The sequence below is a fragment of the Proteiniphilum sp. X52 genome, from assembly GCF_003712195.1.
Lineage (GTDB): Bacteria > Bacteroidota > Bacteroidia > Bacteroidales > Dysgonomonadaceae > Proteiniphilum.
Map to the genome: position 1 here is coordinate 84,856 of NZ_RDSD01000001.1, position 19,602 is coordinate 104,457.

Below are 19,602 nucleotides of genomic sequence, written 5' to 3' on the forward strand. Positions count from 1 at the left end.
TGACCCATCTAAATTAAAAATAAATGCAACGAGTATCCATATTGCTGTTTTTTCTTCTTTTGTCAGTTGTTTTATTCCCGTGCTTTGCGCAAAACGACTGGGAGAATCATCACCTACTGCATATAAACAGGGAGCCGGCCAGGGCCTCTTTCATCCCCTATGCCGAAGAAAAGAACGACAGGATGTTCTCTTTGGACGGTGAATGGAAATTCAACTGGGTTCCCACACCTGAAAAACGACCGGTGGATTTTTATCGGAATGATTTTGATGATTCCGGTTGGATTGAATTTCCAGTGCCCGCCAATTGGGAAGTAAACGGTTTTGGAACACCTATTTACGTAAGTGCAGGCTATCCATTCAAGATTGATCCACCTTATGTGACCAAAGAGCCGAGAGAGACTTACACATCCTATGCAGAAAGGAATCCAGTGGGTTCCTATCGCCGCTCATTCACTCTTCCCGCCGGGTGGGAAAAGCAACAGGTTTTCCTTCATTTTGAAGGAGTGCAGAGCGCATTCTACGTATGGATCAACGGAGAAAGGGTAGGATATAGCCAGGGAAGTATGGAGCCTTCCGAGTTCAGGATCACGCCTTACCTGAAAAGCGGAGAAAACAGGATCGCCGTGGAAGTATATAAATATTCCGATGGGAGTTATCTCGAAGACCAGGACATGTGGCGTTTCGGCGGTATCCATCGTTCCGTTTACCTCTATGCCACTGAAAATATCCGTATCCGGGATTTTGGAGTAAGGACCATCCTGGATGAAAACTATGAGGACGCGACGCTGCAAATCAGCCCTGCACTGGCGCTGTATGACGACCAACAGGAAGACGGATATACCGTACAGGCACAATTGTACGATGCTGATGGTAAGGCGGTGTTCGACACCAATCTATCGCAGGATGTGACGCCCATATTGAACCTGAATTACCGGGCAGCCGTGATGAACGACCGTTTTCCGCAACGCGGCATCCGGAAGTTTGCCTGGTTGGAATCGAAGGTTAAGAATCCCGGGAAATGGACAGCCGAAACGCCTGTTCTTTATACGCTTCTGCTAACATTGAACGACTCAACCGGCAGAGCCGTAGAGCAGATCACTACAATGGTCGGATTCAGAAGTGTCGAAATCGAGAACGGACAGTTTCTTGTGAACGGAAAACCGGTACGGTTCAGAGGGGTGAACCGGCATGAACAGGATCCCTACACGGCAAAAGTGATGACCGAAGAACGCATGATACAGGATATAAAGCTGATGAAGCAAGCCAATATCAATGCCGTACGTACGGCCCACTATCCCAGTGTACCACGCTGGTACGAATTGTGTGACGAGTATGGACTGTATGTAATGGATGAAGCCAATATCGAGACACACGGTATGCGGGGTATCCTGGCCAGTGATCCGGAGTGGGCACACGCCTTTATGGACAGAGCTGTGCGGATGGCCGTTCGCGACCGGAATCACCCATCTATCGTGGTATGGTCGATGGGAAATGAGTCGGGATACGGATTCAATTTCGCCGCTATTTCGGCCTGGCTGAAAGATTTCGACCCAACCCGTCCCATTCATTATGAGGGAGCACAGGGGGAAGAGAATGACCCCGGCACGGTGGATATGATCAGTCGCTTTTACACACGTTTGCAGGAAGAATATCTCAATCCCAATATACCGGAAGGCGAGAGCCAGGAAAGGGCAGAGAATGCCCGTTGGGAACGGCTGCTGAGTATCGCGGAGCGAACCAACGACAACCGGCCTGTCCTGACCAGCGAATATGCCCATGCGATGGGGAATGCGATGGGGAATTTCAAAGAGTACTGGGATGAAATCTATAGTAATCCGCGAATGCTTGGCGGTTTTATCTGGGAATGGGTAGATCATGGAATTATTACGAAAACCGCCGAGGGACAAGAGATCGTGAATTACGGAGGTGATTTCGGAGATCAACCCAACCTGAAAAATTTCTGTCTGGATGGAGTCCTTTTTTCGAACAGGGAAATCACGCCCAAATATCTGGAGGTGAAAAAGGTGTATCAGCCTGTGCTCATCGAGTTGATTGACAGGGATCCGTTGCGGATAAAGATCACCAACCGGCACCATCATGTCGATCTCTCCGGTTATGATATACAATGGAGCATATCGGTAGACGGGAAAAAAGAAGAATCTCATGAGATCTCTCCCGTACCGGTATTACCCGGTGAATCGATTGTTGTCGATCTTCGTCCGGAAAGAACAATTCCTGAGAGAGGGGATGTACAGCTTATGGTAAACTTTCTGCTCAGAGAAGGCGATCGTTTGACCGAGGCAGGGTTTGAAGTAGCATGGGAGCAGTTTACACTCAGGGATGGATTGACCGGTCGCCAGAATAACCGTAGGACAGAGACAAGTAGAAACATCATAACCTCTGTGGATGGTGATTTGCTTTCCATTTATAATGACTATTTCCAGATTAAATGGGATTTGAAAAAGGGTGATCCCGTTTCATTGCACTATGACGGAAAAGAGATTTTCGCGGACAACAGCGAGTTGCCGTCTCAATTTTCTACCCAGGCCTACCGGGCGCCGGTGGATAACGACAGAGGATTTGGGAACTGGCTGGCGTCGGACTGGGAAAAAAACAGGATGGATAGTCCGGTAACCAAAACGGAGTCGGTACAATGGGAAAGAACGCAGGATAACCGGATCCGTATCGTTACGGTTAAACGTGATTCATACCTGAACGGAAGTATTATTACCCATGCGACCTATACCATCTCCGGCAATGGTACAATAGATGTACAATTCCAATTTACCCCGACGGGTGAATTGCCGGAATTGCCCCGCCTGGGAGTGCTCTTGTCGCTGCAAGCCAACCTGGAGTATTACGCATGGTATGGCCGCGGACCGCATGAAAATTATCCCGACAGAAAATACTCTTCACCTGTAGGTTTGTGGAAATCAACGGTTACGGAACAGTTTGTGAATTATCCTGTCCCGCAGGAAAATGGGAACAAGGAAGATATTCAACTGCTTACGCTCACGGATGCCGATGGGAAAGGAATACGCATCAGTGCCAGGGATACTCCCTTTTCTGCGTCGGCACTGCACTATCTGGCAACAGATCTTGCCGCAGTAAGACATAATTACGAATTGGAACCCAGACCTGAAACGATCCTGTCAATCGATGCCCGGCAGTTAGGATTGGGAAACAGCAGTTGCGGTCCCGGGGTTTTAAAGCGTTATGCGATTGAGAAAAAGGAACATCGGTTGCACTTTACGATTTCACCGGCACAGGCGCCCTTATCGCCCGGAGAGTTGTAGATGGGTACAAATGACGGTTATAAACGTCTCTCAAAAAACAGATATTATATACTTACTTAAGTTTCGTATGCAAATTTAATAGTGTATGCAACTAAAAAGGAGACCTTTAGATATTTTATGGGGACCCATAGTGCTTGATGAGTGTCAAAAGAGTAGTTGTCTGAGCGAAGCGAGTTCTACTCTTTTAGCGAGCACTATTATGGGTCATAAAATATTGTCAGTCGGAGATTTTAGTTGCAATTACACGAATTACGAAACTTAAAATACTTACGATTACTTCTATGCGGACTAAATTTCTTTTATGCTACGTAGTATGCATCCTCTTGGCTGCGAACTTTTCTTTTTTGTACGCACAAAAAAGCGCCCCGAAAACGGTGATTGAGTATCTCTCCGGAAAAGGCGCCGATGATGCGGTAGACTGGGATTTTTATGTTACCGGGGGTATGAATTCGGGAGAATGGACTACCATCAAGGTTCCATCATGCTGGGAAACACAGGGTTTCGGACAGTTTCAGTACGGGATCTCTTTTTATGGAAAACCGTTTCCCGAAGGAATTGCCAAAGAAGAAGGGAGGTACAAATACGAATTTGAAGCTCCGGAAGAATGGAGAAACCGCCATATCCGGCTTGTGTTTGAAGCGTCGATGACCGACACCGAAGTTCGGTTAAACGGATTGAAAGCCGGCCCAACCCATCAGGGTGGGTTTTACCGTTTTTCCTACGATGTGACCGATAAGTTGAGATACGGTGGAAAGAATCTGTTGGAAGTAACCGTAAAAAAGGAATCGGAGAACGCAAGTGTGAATCTGGCGGAACGGAGAGCCGATTACTGGAATTTCGGCGGGATCATCCGTCCTGTATTTTTAGAGATCAAACCGGTCCGGCATATTCACAGAACCGCCATCAAGGCAGAAGCCGACGGATCATTTACAGCAGAATGTTATCTGGGAAATGCGGTGTCGGACGCGTTGAGTATCAAAGCAGAGATTTTCGATGCGGCAGGCCGTAAGGTTCGTGAGACCGTCTCGCCAATAAAAAAAGGAAGCGACTGGACGACCGTTTCCATGCATGTACCGACTCCTGCATTGTGGACTGCCGAGACCCCGAACCTTTACACAGTGCAATTTTCATTGACAGGAGATGCGGGTGAGATCCTTCATCAGACTGAAGAGCGATTCGGTTTCAGAACCATAGAGGTCAGAGAAAGTGACGGGCTCTATATCAATGGTGTAAAGGTGAATATCCGGGGAATCAACAGGCACAGTTTCCGTCCTGAAACCGGCCGCACACTGGACCGTGAAAAAAATTACGAAGATGTACGTCTGATCAGGGAGATGAATATGAATGCTGTCCGGCTTTCCCATTATCCTGCCGATCCGGAGTTCCTTGAAGCCTGTGATGAGTTGGGGCTGTATGTGATGAACGAATTGGCCGGCTGGCATGGTAAATACGATACGCCTATCGGGAAAAAGCTGGTAGAGTCACTGGTTACCCGCGACGTGAATCATCCCTCTGTCATCTGGTGGAGCAACGGCAATGAAAAAGGATGGAATACCGAACTGGATGGTGAGTATCACAGATGGGACCCGCAACAACGTCCTGTACTGCATCCGCAAGGTAATTTCGGAGGCTTTGAAACAATGCACTATCGTTCGTATGGCGAAACGCAGGAATATCTGCGTTTGCCGGAGATATTCATGCCCACCGAGATTTTGCATGGATTGTACGATGGCGGTCATGGTGCAGGATTATACGACTATTGGGAGATGATGCGCAATCATCCCCGTTGTGCCGGAGCGTTTTTATGGGTTTTTGCCGATGAAGGCGTAAAGAGGGTAGATGAAGACGGGCGGATCGATAACCAGGGTAATTATGCGGCCGATGGTATTGTGGGACCCCATCACGAAAAGGAAGGCAGCTTTTATACCGTGAAAGAGATCTGGTCGCCCGTACAGATCATGAATGAACGTATCGGAAAAGATTTCGATGGCAACTTTGTTGTAGAGAACCGGTATGATTTTACCAGCCTGAATGCGTGTACCTTTAAATGGGAACAGGTTTCGTTCCCTTCCGTATTCAATGCCGGGGACGATGTTTCCGTCATACGAAGCGGTAGTCTCAGGGGAAGTGATATCGCCCCGCATGAGAGTGGAGTAATGTCGATCAATATGCCGCCCTTCAGTGATAAGGTGAATGGTTTGTTTGTAACGGTCATCGATAAATTCGGAGAGGAGCTTTGGCGGTGGAGCTGGAGAATCGAAGGAACTGAAAAGAGCAGTGCGGAGGTAAGCAAAAGCGGTACCAGGGCATCCTATGATGAAACAGCGAATCATATCATCCTCTCGGCATCCGGCAGGAAATATACTTTTAATAAGGGAAACGGTTATTTAGAGCAGGTTGAAGCGGATGGGCGCAGCATATCTTTTGGCAATGGCCCGAGATTTTTCGGTGTCCGGAGAGGAGACCGGTCGTTCGATCAATTCTACAATCACGATGATCCGGATGCCAGAAGCGCAGAGAGGATATACAAGGAATTTGAGGATGCCGCCCGTCTCGATACCGTTTTTGTAAGTGAAGAGGGTGACAGGCGCACATTGCACGTTCTCTATAAACTGGGGAATATGAAAGAAGCGGCATGGACAGTGATGCCCGATGGTACAGTCGAATTGAATTATACCTATAATTTCAATGGGGTGGTAGATATGATGGGTGTTCGTTTTGATTATCCTGAGGAAAAAGTTGTCGGTAAGCGATGGCTCGGAGACGGCCCTTACCGGGTTTGGCAAAACAGGCTTCACGGTACAACTTACAATGTCTGGGAAAATAAATATAACGACCCGGTGCCCGGTGAATCATTTACCTATCCCGAATTCAAGGGTTATTTTGCCAATTGCAGTTGGATGAATATTGAGACGCAGGAAGGGGTCATCTCGATCTCCAATGAGACGCCGGATGCATATATTGGTGTTTATCAGCCCCGTGACGGCAGGGATGCCCTGTTATATACTTTCCCCGACAGCGGAATATCGATACTGGATGTAATTCCCCCTGTACGTAACAAAGTAAATACGACCGATCTTATCGGGCCATCGTCACAACCAAAGTGGGCGAACGGGGACAAAAGCGGAAGAATTATTTTAAGATTTCATTGATGATTGTGAGCAAGAAGAAAAGTCAATTATGCCTGTTGATGACAACATTCCTGTTGCTGCCGATGATGATCGGTTGTGGTAATGCTGTGCAAAAGACCAATCTGGAAGAGCAGTTTCGTAATCCCCTGTCGGAAGAAGCCGCTCCCTGGACATTCTGGTATTGGATGTATGGTGCAGTCTCAAAAGAGGGAATCACGGCAGACCTGGAAGCCATGCAGGAGATCGGTTTGGGTGGCGCTTATCTGATGCCTATCAGGAGCGCGGCCGAGAATAAAACGTTTGACTATTCGTCCGCTTATGACCAGCTTACCCCCGAATGGTGGGAGTTGGTCCGTTTTTCCATGGAGGAGGCAGACCGGCTGGGGTTGAAACTGGGAATGCATATCTGTGACGGATTTGCGCTAGCGGGAGGACCGTGGATCACGCCTGAAAAGTCGATGCAGAAAGTGGTCTGGAGTGACACGGTGATCGACGGTGGGGCAGTGGACCAACTGCCCATCCCGCAGCCTGAGAGTTATGAAGGTTTTTACAGGGATATTGCTCTTTATGCAATTCCTGTTACGCGCGATATTTCCCTGGATGATAAAAAACCTGTGGTGACTTCCGACACAAAGGATAGAAATCCCGCTTATCTGGCCGACAGGGAGGCTTCCGGAACGTTCAGAAGTGCTGATCCCTGCTGGATTCAATACACCTTTGATACCCCTTTCCTCTGTAGATCGGTTCAGGTTGTTCCGGGAGGGAACAATTTTCAGGCGCAGCGTCTGGCCGTGTATGCCAGCGATGACGGTATCCGTTTCAACAAGATCAAACAATTGACTCCCCCTCGTCAGGGATGGCAAAACACCGACGAGAACTTTACCTATTCTATTCCAGCCACAGAGGCCCGTTTCTTTCGGTTTTACTGGGATCCTGCCGGCACCGAACCGGGTGCGGAGGATCTGGATGCCGCTAAGTGGAGGCCTAACCTGAGGGTCAACCATATCTTTTTGTCCGGTGAGGCGGCCATTGATCACCATGAAGGGAAAAGCGGACTGGTATGGCGGGTAGCCCAAAGGACACCATCCGACGAGATACCGGACGAAGCGTGTGTGAACCCCGAAGATGTGATGGAGATACCCCTCTCTTCACTGGAAAATAATGATTTAAGTACGACCCTTCCTTCCGGAAAATGGAGAATAATCCGGATGGGCCACACTTCGACAGGGCATACCAATGCTACCGGTGGTGCAGGAAGAGGATTGGAATGTGATAAATTCAGCAGGGAAGTAGTAAGGATCCAATTGGAGAACTGGTTTGGTGCCGCTTTCCACAAGACAGATCCGGTGCTTGCCCGGAAGGTGCTCAAATATATGCATGTAGACAGTTGGGAGTGCGGCAGTCAGAACTGGTCGGAAAACTTCCTGAGCGAATTCAAAGAGCGCAGAGGATATGACCTTTCACCCCATCTGTTGGTCTATACCGGAATACCGGTAGGAAGTGTGGAAGCTACGGAGAGTATCCTGCACGATATTCGTCAGACCATTGCCGAGTTGGTGGTAGAGGTGTTTTATGATACGTTGGCCGGCTTTGCGAAAGAATACGATTGTGAATTATCGGCAGAGTGTGTTTCGCCCACCATGGTAAGTGACGGGATGATGCACTACCGGATGGTAGACAGGCCCATGGGTGAATTCTGGTTGGATAGCCCTACCCACGATAAGTTCAACGATATGCTGGATGCCATCTCCGGGGGACGTATTTACGGAAAGAATATCATCCAGGGTGAAGGATTCACCCAACTCCGTACCATGTGGAATGAAAACCCGAGGATGGTTAAACCGTTGTTGGACAGGAATTATGCACTGGGGTTGAATAAGGTCTTTCACCATGTCTATGTGCACAATCCTTTTATGGATCAGTATCCCGGAGTAACGCTCGACGGGATCGGGCTTTATTTTCAACGTGACCAGACCTGGTGGAAGCAGGGCAAAGCATGGATCGATTATATAAAACGTTGCCAGACATTGTTACAGTCCGGCCATCCCGTCGTGGATATTGCGGTCTTTACAGGAGAGGAAACACCCCGAAGGGCGTTCCTTCCGGAAAGACTGGTAAGTTCGCTGCCCGGGATCTTTGGCGAAGAGAAAGTGAAAGCGGAACAGAAGAGAATCGCGAATGTAGGACAACCCCTCAGGGTAAAACCGGTAGGTGTTACGCATTCCGCAGGAGTGACGGATGCAGGAGACTGGATCGATGCGTTGAGAGGATATGCATACGACTCTTTCAACCGGGATGCGCTGCTGAATGATGCGAAGGTGAAAAATGGAAAGCTTGTCTTTCCGGGAGGTATGGAATACAGTATATTGGTTATTCCGAAACCCTATAGTCTGTCGCCTCATGGTGAGTATATGAGTGAAGAGGTCGCATCAAAAATCAGGGAGATACAGGAGCAAGGCGTTATTGTCTTGCTGGGAGAAAAACCGTCCCGAACACCTTCTTTTCATAATAAAGAGCATGCAACCGAAAACCTGAAAGAGCTTACGGACAGGATCTGGTCGGTTTCCGATGCATATCTGTTGCCCTATCATGAACCGGATTTCCGTCAGTTTGGGTTGGAGAAGGATGTAGACCTGTATGGAGCGAAAGAGATTGCCTGGACACATCGGGCAAGTGAGGGAATGGATATTTATTTTATATCGAATCAGAAAGAGGAGAACCGGAATCTGAATATCTCTTTACGATGCGCAGGGAAACAACCCGAGTTATGGGATCCTGTGACCGGTGGAATAAAAAATATAGAGAAATGGAGCATTGAAAACGGAAGAACCCATATAAGTCTGGAACTCTTCCCGCATCAATCGGTTTTTATTGTCTTTCGGAATCCGACCTCGCATACACAGATAGACGCTGTTACAGCATCCCGGACAATACCATTAGAGACAGCAGAGTGGAACATTGTTTTCGAACGGGATCCCTCGTTGCATTATACCGTAAAAGAGTTATTCGATTGGAGTAAGGAGGAGGATAAGAGCGTGAAGTACTATGCGGGGACGGCCATTTATACAACCAATTTCCAGTTAGACACAGGTTTGGATAAAGAGGATATCCGGTTGGATTTAGGAAAAGTGCACGATATGGCGGAAGTGTATGTAAACGATGTATATTGCGGATCCGTCTGGACATATCCGGATAGAGTAAATGTGACAGAAGTTGTAAGAGAGGGTGATAATGCCCTGGAAGTAAGAGTTGTAAACGGATGGGCCAACAGGATAAAAGGGGTGCATGACAAGCAGATCACAGATGGACATATCTGGACAAATGCCCGTTACTGGATTGAAAACCAACCTCTGCAAACATCCGGCTTGCTGGGCCCGTTGACGCTCGTGGTTTCAGAATAGAATAGGAAACTCAAGTTTCGCAAGTCGTATGATTGCAACTAAAACATTCGTCTGGCGATATTTTGTGACCCATTATAACTCTCATTCGCTAAAAGAGTAAAAACTCGCTTCGCTCAAACAATTACTCTTTTTACGCTCTTCACGAGTTATGGGTCCCCACAAAATATCTAAAGGTCTCCGTTTTAGTTGCATATATACTCTCCAAAGATACATACGAAAGCTGAGTAACAAATAAAATGAATGGGATGGATAAAATTCTAAAAGCAATATTCTTTTGTTTGCTGTTTCTTGCAGGATCAACAGTAAAGGCCGATATTATTTTTCCGGCCTTTATTTCCGACGGCATGGTACTGCAGCAGCAGACCAATGCCCCTTTATGGGGAAAGACGTCCGCCGGCAACCGGGTCACTGTAGTCACTTCCTGGAACAATAAAGAATATGTGACCGAATCTGATAACAGAGGGTACTGGAAGCTGAGGGTTGAAACACCTGGGGCGGGCGGACCCTATTCCATCACTTTTAAAGAAGAAAACAATTCCATTACCCTGCAGGATATCCTGATCGGTGAAGTGTGGCTCTGTTCCGGCCAGTCGAATATGGAGATGCCGATGAAAGGGTTTAAGAACCAGCCGGTAGAGAATGCCAATATGGATATCCTGAAATCGGCCAATCCCCGGATCAGGCTGTTTACGGTAAAAAGAAATTCAACCCTTGCTATCCAGGAAGATGTGACAGGCGAATGGGCACCGGCAACCCCTGCTTCTGTAAAAGAATTCAGCGCTACCGGCTACTATTTCGGACGGTTGCTGCAGGAGATACTCGATGTTCCCGTAGGACTGGTTTGTGCGAGTTGGGGCGGATCATGGATTGAGGGCTGGATGGGAACAGATATGTTACAGTCATTCCCGGAAGTCCGTCTGCCGGAAAAGGAGAGCGATATCAGGGAGAAAAACAGGACGCCCACGACGCTTTACAATGCGATGATCTCTCCGCTGGTTGGTTTTTCAATCCGGGGAGTGATCTGGTATCAGGGAGAATCCAATTATGACCGTTATCACAACTATACCGACCTGTTTAAAACCATGGTGGACGGGTGGAGATCAAAATGGGATCAAGGCCCTTTTCCGTTTTATTATTGCCAGATAGCCCCGTACGACTATGCATTGGTCACACCGGAAGGGGAAGAGGTGATTAATTCGGCTTATTTGAGGGAAGCGCAGTTGAATGCGGAGAGAGCGATTGAAAATTCGGGAATGGTGGTTTTGCTGGATGCCGGATCGGAAAAGGGGATCCATCCCGCAAAAAAGCAGGTTCCCGGAGAGCGGCTGGCATTACAGGCTCTGGCAAAAACCTATAAGATCGAAGGAATTACGGCAGACTCGCCCGTTTACAAAGAAATGGAGATCCGGGGAGATACGGTCATCCTGAGTTTCGACAGGACCGATATGTGGATCACCGCATTGAACGGTGAATTGAATCATTTTACAATAGCGGGAAGCGACAGGCAATTCCACAAAGCCGAAGCATGGATAAGCCGAAGTAAAGTGTATGTGAAAGCGGATATGGTGAAGGAGCCTGTGGCCGTACGCTATGCGTTTGAGAATTATGTGGAAGGGGATCTCTTCGGGACCGAGGGATTACCCGTATCTTCTTTCAGAACAGATAACTGGTGATGATGAACCGACAATTAATTATAGGATTTTTAGTTGTTTGCATTCCTGTTTTTTGTTATTCGCAACCACCGGGTAACAGGATGGATATATATAACCCTGTATGGACCTCACAAAGCGCCGGCTCCCATGAGTCGATGCCGTGCGGGGGCGGGGATATCGGCCTGAATGTGTGGGTGGAGAAGGATGATGTCCTGTTCTATATTTCGCGCAGTGGTTCGTTCGACGAGAACAATACCCTGTTAAAATCCGGGCGCGTTCGTCTCAGGTTGACACCCAATCCTTTCCGGGATAACGATTTCAGTCAAACGCTCAATCTGTCTGACGGTAAAGTGATAATAAGGGGCGGCACTACGGCAATAGAGGTATGGGTGGATGTACATAATCCCATTATTCATGTAGAAGTAAACAGTAAAGAGAAGGTTGAAACCGAAGTGTTTTACGAAAACTGGCGATATAAGGACCGTTTGGTGAGAAAAGGAGAGGGGAACCAGAATTCCTATAAATGGGCGCTGCCTGAAAAGTTATTCACAAAGAGTGACATCATAGAAGTCGAAAAAGAAGCCGTCTGCTTTTATCACAGGAACAGTTCACCGACCATTTTCGATGTAACTGTTTCTCAGCAGGGACTGGACTCGGTGAAAAACAGATTTTTCAATCCGCTGGAAAACCTGATCTCGGGCGGAAAATTATGGGGCGATAATCTGAAATACAGTCACACGGGGTATGGAACGTATATGGATACAGACTATCAATTCTGGTCGCTTAAAAGTAAAAAACCGGCTTCCGGACATCGTATCTGTGTGGCTTTGCATACTGCGCAGGAAGAGGGTATCGACGACTGGAAAAAAGCATTGGATCGGATTTCCCGTCAGGCGGATGTGCTGTCGGCAAAACAAACTGCACAGAAATGGTGGCAGGATTACTGGGAAAGGAGTTATATCATTATAGATAAGGACAGGAAAGGATCGGAAGCATGGAAAACAGGACGGAACTATCAACTCTTCCGTTATATGCTGGGATGCAATGCCTATGGTGCTTATCCGACCAAATTCAATGGCGGGCTGTTTACATTCGATCCCGTGTTCGTCGATTCAACACAGGCTTTTACGCCCGATTACAGGAAATGGGGCGGCGGCACCTTCACCGCGCAGAACCAACGCCTGGTATATTTTCCAATGCTGAAAAGCGGGGATTTTGATATGATGGGTGCGCAATTTGATTTTTACCTGCGTATCCTGAGAAATGCCGAAATCCGATCGCAGAGCTACTGGGGACATGACGGTGCCTGTTTTACCGAACAGATGGAGAATTTCGGTTTGCCCAACCCAAGTGAATACGGATGGAAAAGGCCCGACTATTTCGACAAGGGTATCGAGTACAACGCCTGGTTGGAGTATCAATGGGATACGGTCCTGGAATTTTGCCTGATGATATTGGAGACCAACGCGTACAATAACAGCGACATCACCCGGTATATTCCGTTTATAGAGAGTTGTCTCACCTTTTTCGATGAACATTATACCCGTCTTGCGAAGAGAAGAGGTGCCAAATCGTTGGATGAAAACGGTCATCTGGTTTTATATCCCGGCACGGCGTGTGAAACCTATAAAATGGCATATAATGCGACCCCCACTGTCGCGGCATTGACGGTTGTGCTGGAGAGGCTGGTGGCGTTAGACAACCACCCTGTGGACAAAGAAAAGTGGGAGGGTATGTTATCCCGTATTCCGCCTATCACTACCCGTGTAATGGACGGCAGGGAACTGATTGCCCCGGCAAGATTGTGGGAGCGGGTAAATAATGTGGAGTCCCCCCAGTTGTACCCGGTTTTTCCCTGGCGCCTGTATGGTATCGGGAAAAAAGATATCCATTTGGCGATCAATACCTACCTGTACGATCCCGATATGCTGAAGTTCAGGAGTCATGTCGGCTGGAAGCAGGATAATATTTTTGCGGCTTGCCTGGGACTCACTGATGAAGCGAAGCGGTTGACATTGCTGAAGATGGCCGATGGCCCTTTTCGTTTTCCCGCATTCTGGGGACCCGGATTCGATTGGACACCCGACCATAATTGGGGCGGGAGCGGTATGATAGGATTACAGGAAATGCTTGTGCAGACGGTGGACGACAAAATCTACCTGTTCCCTGCATGGCCCAAAGAGTGGAACGTCCACTTTAAACTGCATCTGAGCGGCAATACAATTGTTGAGGCTGAGCTTGTGAACGGAAAACTGGGAAAGCTGAATGTCTCGCCTTCCCACAGGTTGAAAGACGTAATAAACATGATAGGTGATAGATGATAAATGACTGAAGTTTCGTATGTAAATTTGGGATGTCTCCTGTTTAGTTGCTGTTATCCTACAAATGATAAATAATAAACGATAAGTAATGAGAAAAAATCAGACATTGCTATGTATAGCGATCCTTTTCTTCGGTATTCAACCCGGTATATTGGCCAATAACCCGGAGACATCCGTAGCCGGTTTTTTTGACCTGGAAAAGAGCGGACGGATCATCTATAATTTTAATCCCGGATGGCGATATCATAAGGGAGATGTGGATAACGGGGAATCTCCCCGGTTGGACGACTCCTCATGGAGGGTGGTTTCTATTCCCCATACCGTTGAACTGATGCCGGCTGAAGCGAGCGGCAACCGCAATTACCAGGGACCTGCCTGGTACAGGAAACATTTTGTGGTCGACCAGTCACTAACGAACAGAGATGTATCCCTTTATTTTGAAGCCGTTATGGGGAAATCGATCGTATATATCAACGGCAGAAAAGTAAAAGAACATATCGGGGGATACCTTCCCTTTACGGTTTCGTTGACCGATGCCGGTGTGCAGGCAGGGGATACCTGCCTAGTGGCGGTATTTGCCGATAATAGCGACGACAAGGGGTATCCACCGGGAAAGCCGCAATACACGCTCGATTTCGCCTATCACGGAGGAATTTACCGGGATGTGTGGATGATGGCAAAAGCAAAAGTCGCCATTACCGATGCGGTAGAGGCCAACAAAGTGGCAGGCGGAGGGGTATTCGTTCACTACGACAATATCAGTGAAAAAAGCGCCGATATTTTTGTGGATACCGATATCCGGAACAGGGATACCAGAAGCAGAAGTGTGGTGCTGTTGACCGAACTTTGTGATAGCGAAGGCAATGTGTTGCGATCGGACAGGAAGCAGGTACGGCTTGGCCCCGGAGAGAGCAAAGCCGTGAAACAAAAGATGACCGTGGAAAATCCGGACCTTTGGTCGCCCCGTAGTCCGTACCTCTACCGGATCAATTCGAGGGTGTTGGACGGGAATACACCGCTGGACGGTGGTACCACACGTATCGGAATAAGGAAAGCGGAATTCCGGGGAAAAGACGGGTTCTATCTGAACGGGAAACCCTACGGTCAGCTCATCGGAGCGAACCGCCATCAGGATTTTGCATACGTAGGTAATGCAGTACCCAACTCACAACAATGGCGTGACGCGAAAAAGCTGCGTGATGCCGGATGCGAAATCATCCGTGCGGCCCATTATCCGCAGGATCCCGCCTTTATGGATGCCTGTGATGAACTGGGGCTTTTTGTGATCGTAGCCACTCCCGGCTGGCAGTATTGGAACAAAGATTCGGAATTCGGACGTTTGGCACAGGAAAACAACCGGCAAATGATCCGCCGTGACAGGAACCACCCCTCGGTGCTCGTCTGGGAACCGATCTTAAACGAAACCCGCTTCCCTCTTGATTTTTCGTTAGAGGCATTGAAGATCACGAAGGAGGAATACCCTTACCCGGGTGCTCCGGTAGCGGCGGGTGACCTTCATTCCGAAGGGATTGCGGATCATTATGATTTGGTGTATGGCTGGCCGACCGATGAAGGTAAGGTAAAACAGAGTATCTTTACCCGTGAATTCGGCGAAAATGTGGATGACTGGTATGCCCATAATAACAATAACAGGGCATCCAGAAGCTGGGGTGAGCATCCTCAATTGGTGCAGGCGTTATCACTGGCCCAATCCTATGGGGATATGTTCAACACTACAGGGCAGTTTATCGGTGGAGCGCACTGGCATCCGTTCGATCATCAGCGCGGTTATCATCCCGATCCCTATTTCGGCGGTATTTTCGATGCTTTCCGTCAACCGAAATACGCCTTTCAGCTGTTTAAAAGTCAGGTTGATCCGGAAATATCGCATCCGGTAGCCGAGACAGGGCCCATGGTGTTTATCGCCCACGAGATCACACCTTTCTCCGGCAGTGACGTGGTGGTATTCAGTAACTGCGATTCGGTACGCCTGATTGTCTATGAAACGGATACGATCGTACAGAAAGTGGAAAACGGGGTGAATGGAATTCCGTATGTTCCCGTGGTATTCAAGGATGTTTTTGACTTTTGGGAGATGAGAGAATATACCTACGTACAGAAAAACTGGCAAAAGATCCGTTTCGTGGCAGAAGGGATTATCGATGGAAAAGTGGTAGCTACTACTACAAAGATGCCGTCGAGACGTTCCACGAAACTCAGGCTGTATGTCGATCATGAAGGAACATCGCTGGTTGCGGACGGCTCCGATTTTGTGACGGTAGTGGCTGAAGTGACCGATGACAACGGCAATGTGAAGAGGCTGGCCAAAGAGAATATCCTCTTTTCCGTAGAGGGAGAGGGAACCATTATCGGAGACGCGCATATCGGCGCCAACCCCCGGGCTGTAGAGTTCGGGTCGGCGCCCGTATTGATCCGGTCGACCAAAACTCCTGGTAAAATAACCGTCAAGGCACGCGTGTTATTTGAAGGGGCACATGCTCCCACGCCCGCTGAAATTGAGATAGAGAGTGTCGCTCCTGTGAGGGAAATGAATTACCTGGAAGAGGACGATGACTATTCCGGAGGACCCGGATTTTTCGATGTAAAACGACCGGTAGAAGAACCGATGAGTGAAGAGCAGATCAGAAAAGCGTTGGACGAAGTGGAGCGGCAGCAGACAGATTTTGGTGAGAAGCATCAGAAAAAGTAATTGTTATTATAGTTTATATCGAATAAGATATATTAGATGTCTGGTTGTCTGTTATCTTATTCCGTAATCAATATTATGCCTATTGGAAGATATGGAACAAAGAGAACTTGGAAAAACAGGAATGAAGGTCTTTCCTTTAAGCTTCGGTGCATCCTCACTGGGAGGCGTTTTTCATTCCCTGAAGGAAAACGAAGGGATTGAAGCAGTCCATACTGCTGTGGAAAAAGGGATCAATTTTATTGATGTATCACCCTATTACGGACACCTGAGAGCAGAGATCATCCTGGGGAAGGCATTGAAAAATATTACCAGAAACAGCTATTATCTTTCTACAAAGGTGGGACGATACGGTAAAGACGGTAATAACTATTGGGATTACTCGGCAGGAAGAGCTGTGGAAAGCGTCTACGAAAGCATGGAAAGGCTGAATGTGGATTATATTGATTTGATCAATGTTCATGATATTGAGTTTGCCGATCTGGATCTTGTATGTAATGAGACGCTTCCTGCTTTGGTTGAGTTGCGAGACAAAGGGATTGTAAAACATGTCGGGATCACCAACCTGACACTGCGCCATTTTGTCTATGTGATTGAGCATGTTCCGCCTGGTACCGTAGAGACAGTGCTGTCGTTTTGCCATTTCACCCTGAATGATGATTCGTTGGTCGACTACATGGATTTCTTTGAACAACACGGTATCGGCGTGATCAATGCATCCCCCTTCTCAATGGGATTGCTTACCGAAAGAGGAGCGCCCGACTGGCACCCTGCACCGGAACCGCTAAAAATCCTGTGTAAGAAAGCGGCTGATTTTTGCAGGAGCAAAGGGAAAAGTATTGAAAAACTGGCTGTGCAGTATTCGGTTTCCAATCCGCGGATCGCTACTACCTTATTCAGCACTACACGGGCATCCTCTGTGATCAACAATATAGAATGGACGAACGAGCCATTGGATGAGGAATTGCTGGAAGATATAAGAAGAATTCTGAAACCCCGTTTCCGTGATACGTGGTTGAACAGTTGAACAATATGAGATGGAACCGGCATGACTAAAATAATCGTATGAAACGAGTATGTAAGTCGATTGAATGATCCCGACGAGCCGGGGCGAGTAATGATAATGTGAAAAATAAATATGAAATCTCTCAGTATTTTAGATAGTAAACAGGTCGCATTGGTTGAGAAAGAGAAACCGGTACCTCAGCATGGTGAAGTATTGTTGAAAATAAAGCATGTCGGTTTCTGCGGATCCGATCTGAACACCTTCCTGGGCAGGAACCCGATGGTGAAGATGCCGGTCATTCCCGGCCATGAGATCAGTGCCGTGGTGGAAAAGACTACCGCAGGTGTACCCGATACAATCAGGGAGGGGATGCCCTGTACGGTGAATCCCTATACCAGTTGCGGAAAATGTCCGTCGTGTCGCAACGGACGCGTCAACGCTTGCCAGTTTAATCAGACGTTAGGTGTGCAACGCGACGGGGCGATGAGTGAATATATTGTTGTTCCCTGGCAGAAGGTGATCGCGGATGATGCTATTTCGAGCCGGGATCTCGCATTGATCGAACCCCTGAGCGTCGGATTTCATGCGGTCTCAAGGGCCGAAGTGACAGATCTCGATATGGTGATGGTGATCGGTTGCGGGATGATCGGTATAGGGGCGGTCATCCGCTCCGTACTGCGTGGAGCCCGTGTGATCGTGGTCGATCTGGATGATGAGAAACTGCAACTGGCAAAAAAATTGGGAGCCCATTACCAAATTAATTCGACAACGGAAGACATTTATTCCCGTTTGATGGAAATTACGCGAAATATGGGGCCGGATGTAGTCATTGAAGCGGTAGGAACACCGGCAACATACCGCATGGCAGTGGACGAAGTTGCCTTCACCGGAAGGGTGGTATTTATCGGTTATGCCAAATCGGAAGTTGCTTTTGAAACAAAATATTTTGTTTCAAAAGAGCTGGATATCAGAGGATCGCGCAATGCGCTGCCGGAAGATTTCCGGGCTGTGATGGAATATGTAAAGCGGAACGAGCTACCCGATACCTTTGTCACCGCAATCTATCCACCTGAAAAGGGACAGGAAGCGTTGGAATACTGGGCGGAGAATACGGGAAAAGTATTTAGAATATTTATTGAATTTTAACCGGTATGGATTATACGATCATTGATGCCCATGCCCATCTGTGGCTCAAGCAAAATACCGAGGTGGACGGACAAAAGATAGAAACATTGAAGAACGGAAAATCGCTCTTTATGGGTGAAATTCGCCAGATGGTACCACCGTTCATTACCGACGGGCGAAATACGGCAGAAATCTTTTTGTCGAATATGGATTATGCGCAGGTGTCGGCAGCGGTGATTACCCAGGAATATATCGACGGACTACAAAATGATTATCTTTGGGAGGTACAACAGAAATATCCTGACAGGTTTCTCTGTTGTGGTATGGTCGATGTCCGTAAGGAGGGGTATTTACAGCATGCCGTACAATTGATCCGACAGGGATTCAGGGCCATTAAACTGCCTGCTAACCGGTTTTTATTGCCTGACAAAAGAATCTATCTTACATGCAATGAGATGATGCAGGTTTTTGAATTGATGGAAAAAAATTGTATCTTGCTGTCGATTGACCTGGCGGATGGGGCAACCCAGGTTGCCGAGATGGAAGAAGTAATCACTGAATATCCCGGATTAAAGATTGCCATAGGCCATTTCGGAATGGTTACCCGTCCTCAGTGGACCGGGCAAATTAAATTGGCCGGACACAAGAATGTAATGATAGAATCGGGTGGCATTACCTGGTTGTTCAATGACGAGTTCTATCCTTTCAAAGGAGCTGTCCGGGCAATTAAAGAAGCTGCTTCGTGGGTGGGGATGGAAAAATTGATGTGGGGGTCTGATTATCCCCGCACCATCACGGCTATTACATATCGTATGTCGTATGATTTTGTACTGAAATCGGACTTGCTTACCGAAGAAGAAAAGAGGCAATTCCTTCGGACCAATGCCGAACAATTTTATGGATTTGATAATCTTGTCGATTTACCGTATATCAAAAATATGTCGGAATAAACCGTACTGAAGT

The 19,602-nt window shown here is 47.7% G+C and carries 9 protein-coding genes; all 9 read left to right on the top strand.

Annotated elements, in window-relative coordinates:
- Nucleotides 1-23: 23 nt before the first annotated feature.
- On the top strand, nt 24-3,296 hold the full coding sequence (locus D7D25_RS00245) for a glycoside hydrolase family 2 TIM barrel-domain containing protein (RefSeq protein ID WP_076931319.1): 3,273 nt from the start codon (nt 24-26) through the stop codon (nt 3,294-3,296).
- Nucleotides 3,297-3,577: 281 nt separating this feature from the next.
- Nucleotides 3,578-6,448 (top strand): glycoside hydrolase family 2 TIM barrel-domain containing protein, encoded by a 2,871-nt coding sequence (locus D7D25_RS00250; RefSeq protein WP_076931318.1) that lies wholly within the window; start codon nt 3,578-3,580, stop codon nt 6,446-6,448.
- 38 nt (nt 6,449-6,486) lie between these two features.
- Entirely contained in the window at nt 6,487-9,828 is a 3,342-nt protein-coding gene (locus D7D25_RS00255; RefSeq protein ID WP_122967327.1) for a glycosyl hydrolase, read from the top strand.
- A 245-nt stretch (nt 9,829-10,073) separates the two neighbouring features.
- Entirely contained in the window at nt 10,074-11,501 is a 1,428-nt protein-coding gene (locus D7D25_RS00260; RefSeq protein WP_083711168.1) for a sialate O-acetylesterase, read from the top strand.
- An 80-nt stretch (nt 11,502-11,581) separates the two neighbouring features.
- Complete coding sequence (locus D7D25_RS00265; RefSeq protein WP_221407937.1) at nt 11,582-13,801, top strand: DUF5703 domain-containing protein; 2,220 nt, start codon at nt 11,582-11,584, stop codon at nt 13,799-13,801.
- Between the two features lie 88 nt (nt 13,802-13,889).
- Complete coding sequence (locus D7D25_RS00270; protein WP_076931316.1) at nt 13,890-16,511, top strand: glycoside hydrolase family 2 protein; 2,622 nt, start codon at nt 13,890-13,892, stop codon at nt 16,509-16,511.
- A gap of 91 nt (nt 16,512-16,602) precedes the next feature.
- The gene (locus tag D7D25_RS00275) at nt 16,603-17,535 is read left to right on the top strand and encodes an aldo/keto reductase (protein ID WP_122967328.1); all 933 of its coding nucleotides are present in this window, start codon (nt 16,603-16,605) and stop codon (nt 17,533-17,535) included.
- A gap of 111 nt (nt 17,536-17,646) precedes the next feature.
- Nucleotides 17,647-18,660: a zinc-binding alcohol dehydrogenase family protein gene (locus tag D7D25_RS00280; protein ID WP_122966989.1), complete on the top strand. Its 1,014-nt coding sequence runs from the start codon at nt 17,647-17,649 to the stop codon at nt 18,658-18,660.
- A 5-nt stretch (nt 18,661-18,665) separates the two neighbouring features.
- Nucleotides 18,666-19,589: an amidohydrolase family protein gene (locus D7D25_RS00285; RefSeq protein WP_122966990.1), complete on the top strand. Its 924-nt coding sequence runs from the start codon at nt 18,666-18,668 to the stop codon at nt 19,587-19,589.
- Nucleotides 19,590-19,602: the final 13 nt, after the last annotated feature.

Coding starts and splice junctions, on each gene's coding strand:
- D7D25_RS00275 (WP_122967328.1), top strand. CDS start 16,603: ATGGAACAAAGAGAACTTGGAAAAACAGGAATGAAGGTCTTTCCTTTA.
- D7D25_RS00245 (WP_076931319.1), top strand. CDS start 24: ATGCAACGAGTATCCATATTGCTGTTTTTTCTTCTTTTGTCAGTTGTT.
- D7D25_RS00280 (WP_122966989.1), top strand. CDS start 17,647: ATGAAATCTCTCAGTATTTTAGATAGTAAACAGGTCGCATTGGTTGAG.
- D7D25_RS00255 (WP_122967327.1), top strand. CDS start 6,487: ATGACAACATTCCTGTTGCTGCCGATGATGATCGGTTGTGGTAATGCT.
- D7D25_RS00270 (WP_076931316.1), top strand. CDS start 13,890: ATGAGAAAAAATCAGACATTGCTATGTATAGCGATCCTTTTCTTCGGT.
- D7D25_RS00260 (WP_083711168.1), top strand. CDS start 10,074: ATGGATAAAATTCTAAAAGCAATATTCTTTTGTTTGCTGTTTCTTGCA.
- D7D25_RS00265 (WP_221407937.1), top strand. CDS start 11,582: ATGGATATATATAACCCTGTATGGACCTCACAAAGCGCCGGCTCCCAT.
- D7D25_RS00285 (WP_122966990.1), top strand. CDS start 18,666: ATGGATTATACGATCATTGATGCCCATGCCCATCTGTGGCTCAAGCAA.
- D7D25_RS00250 (WP_076931318.1), top strand. CDS start 3,578: ATGCGGACTAAATTTCTTTTATGCTACGTAGTATGCATCCTCTTGGCT.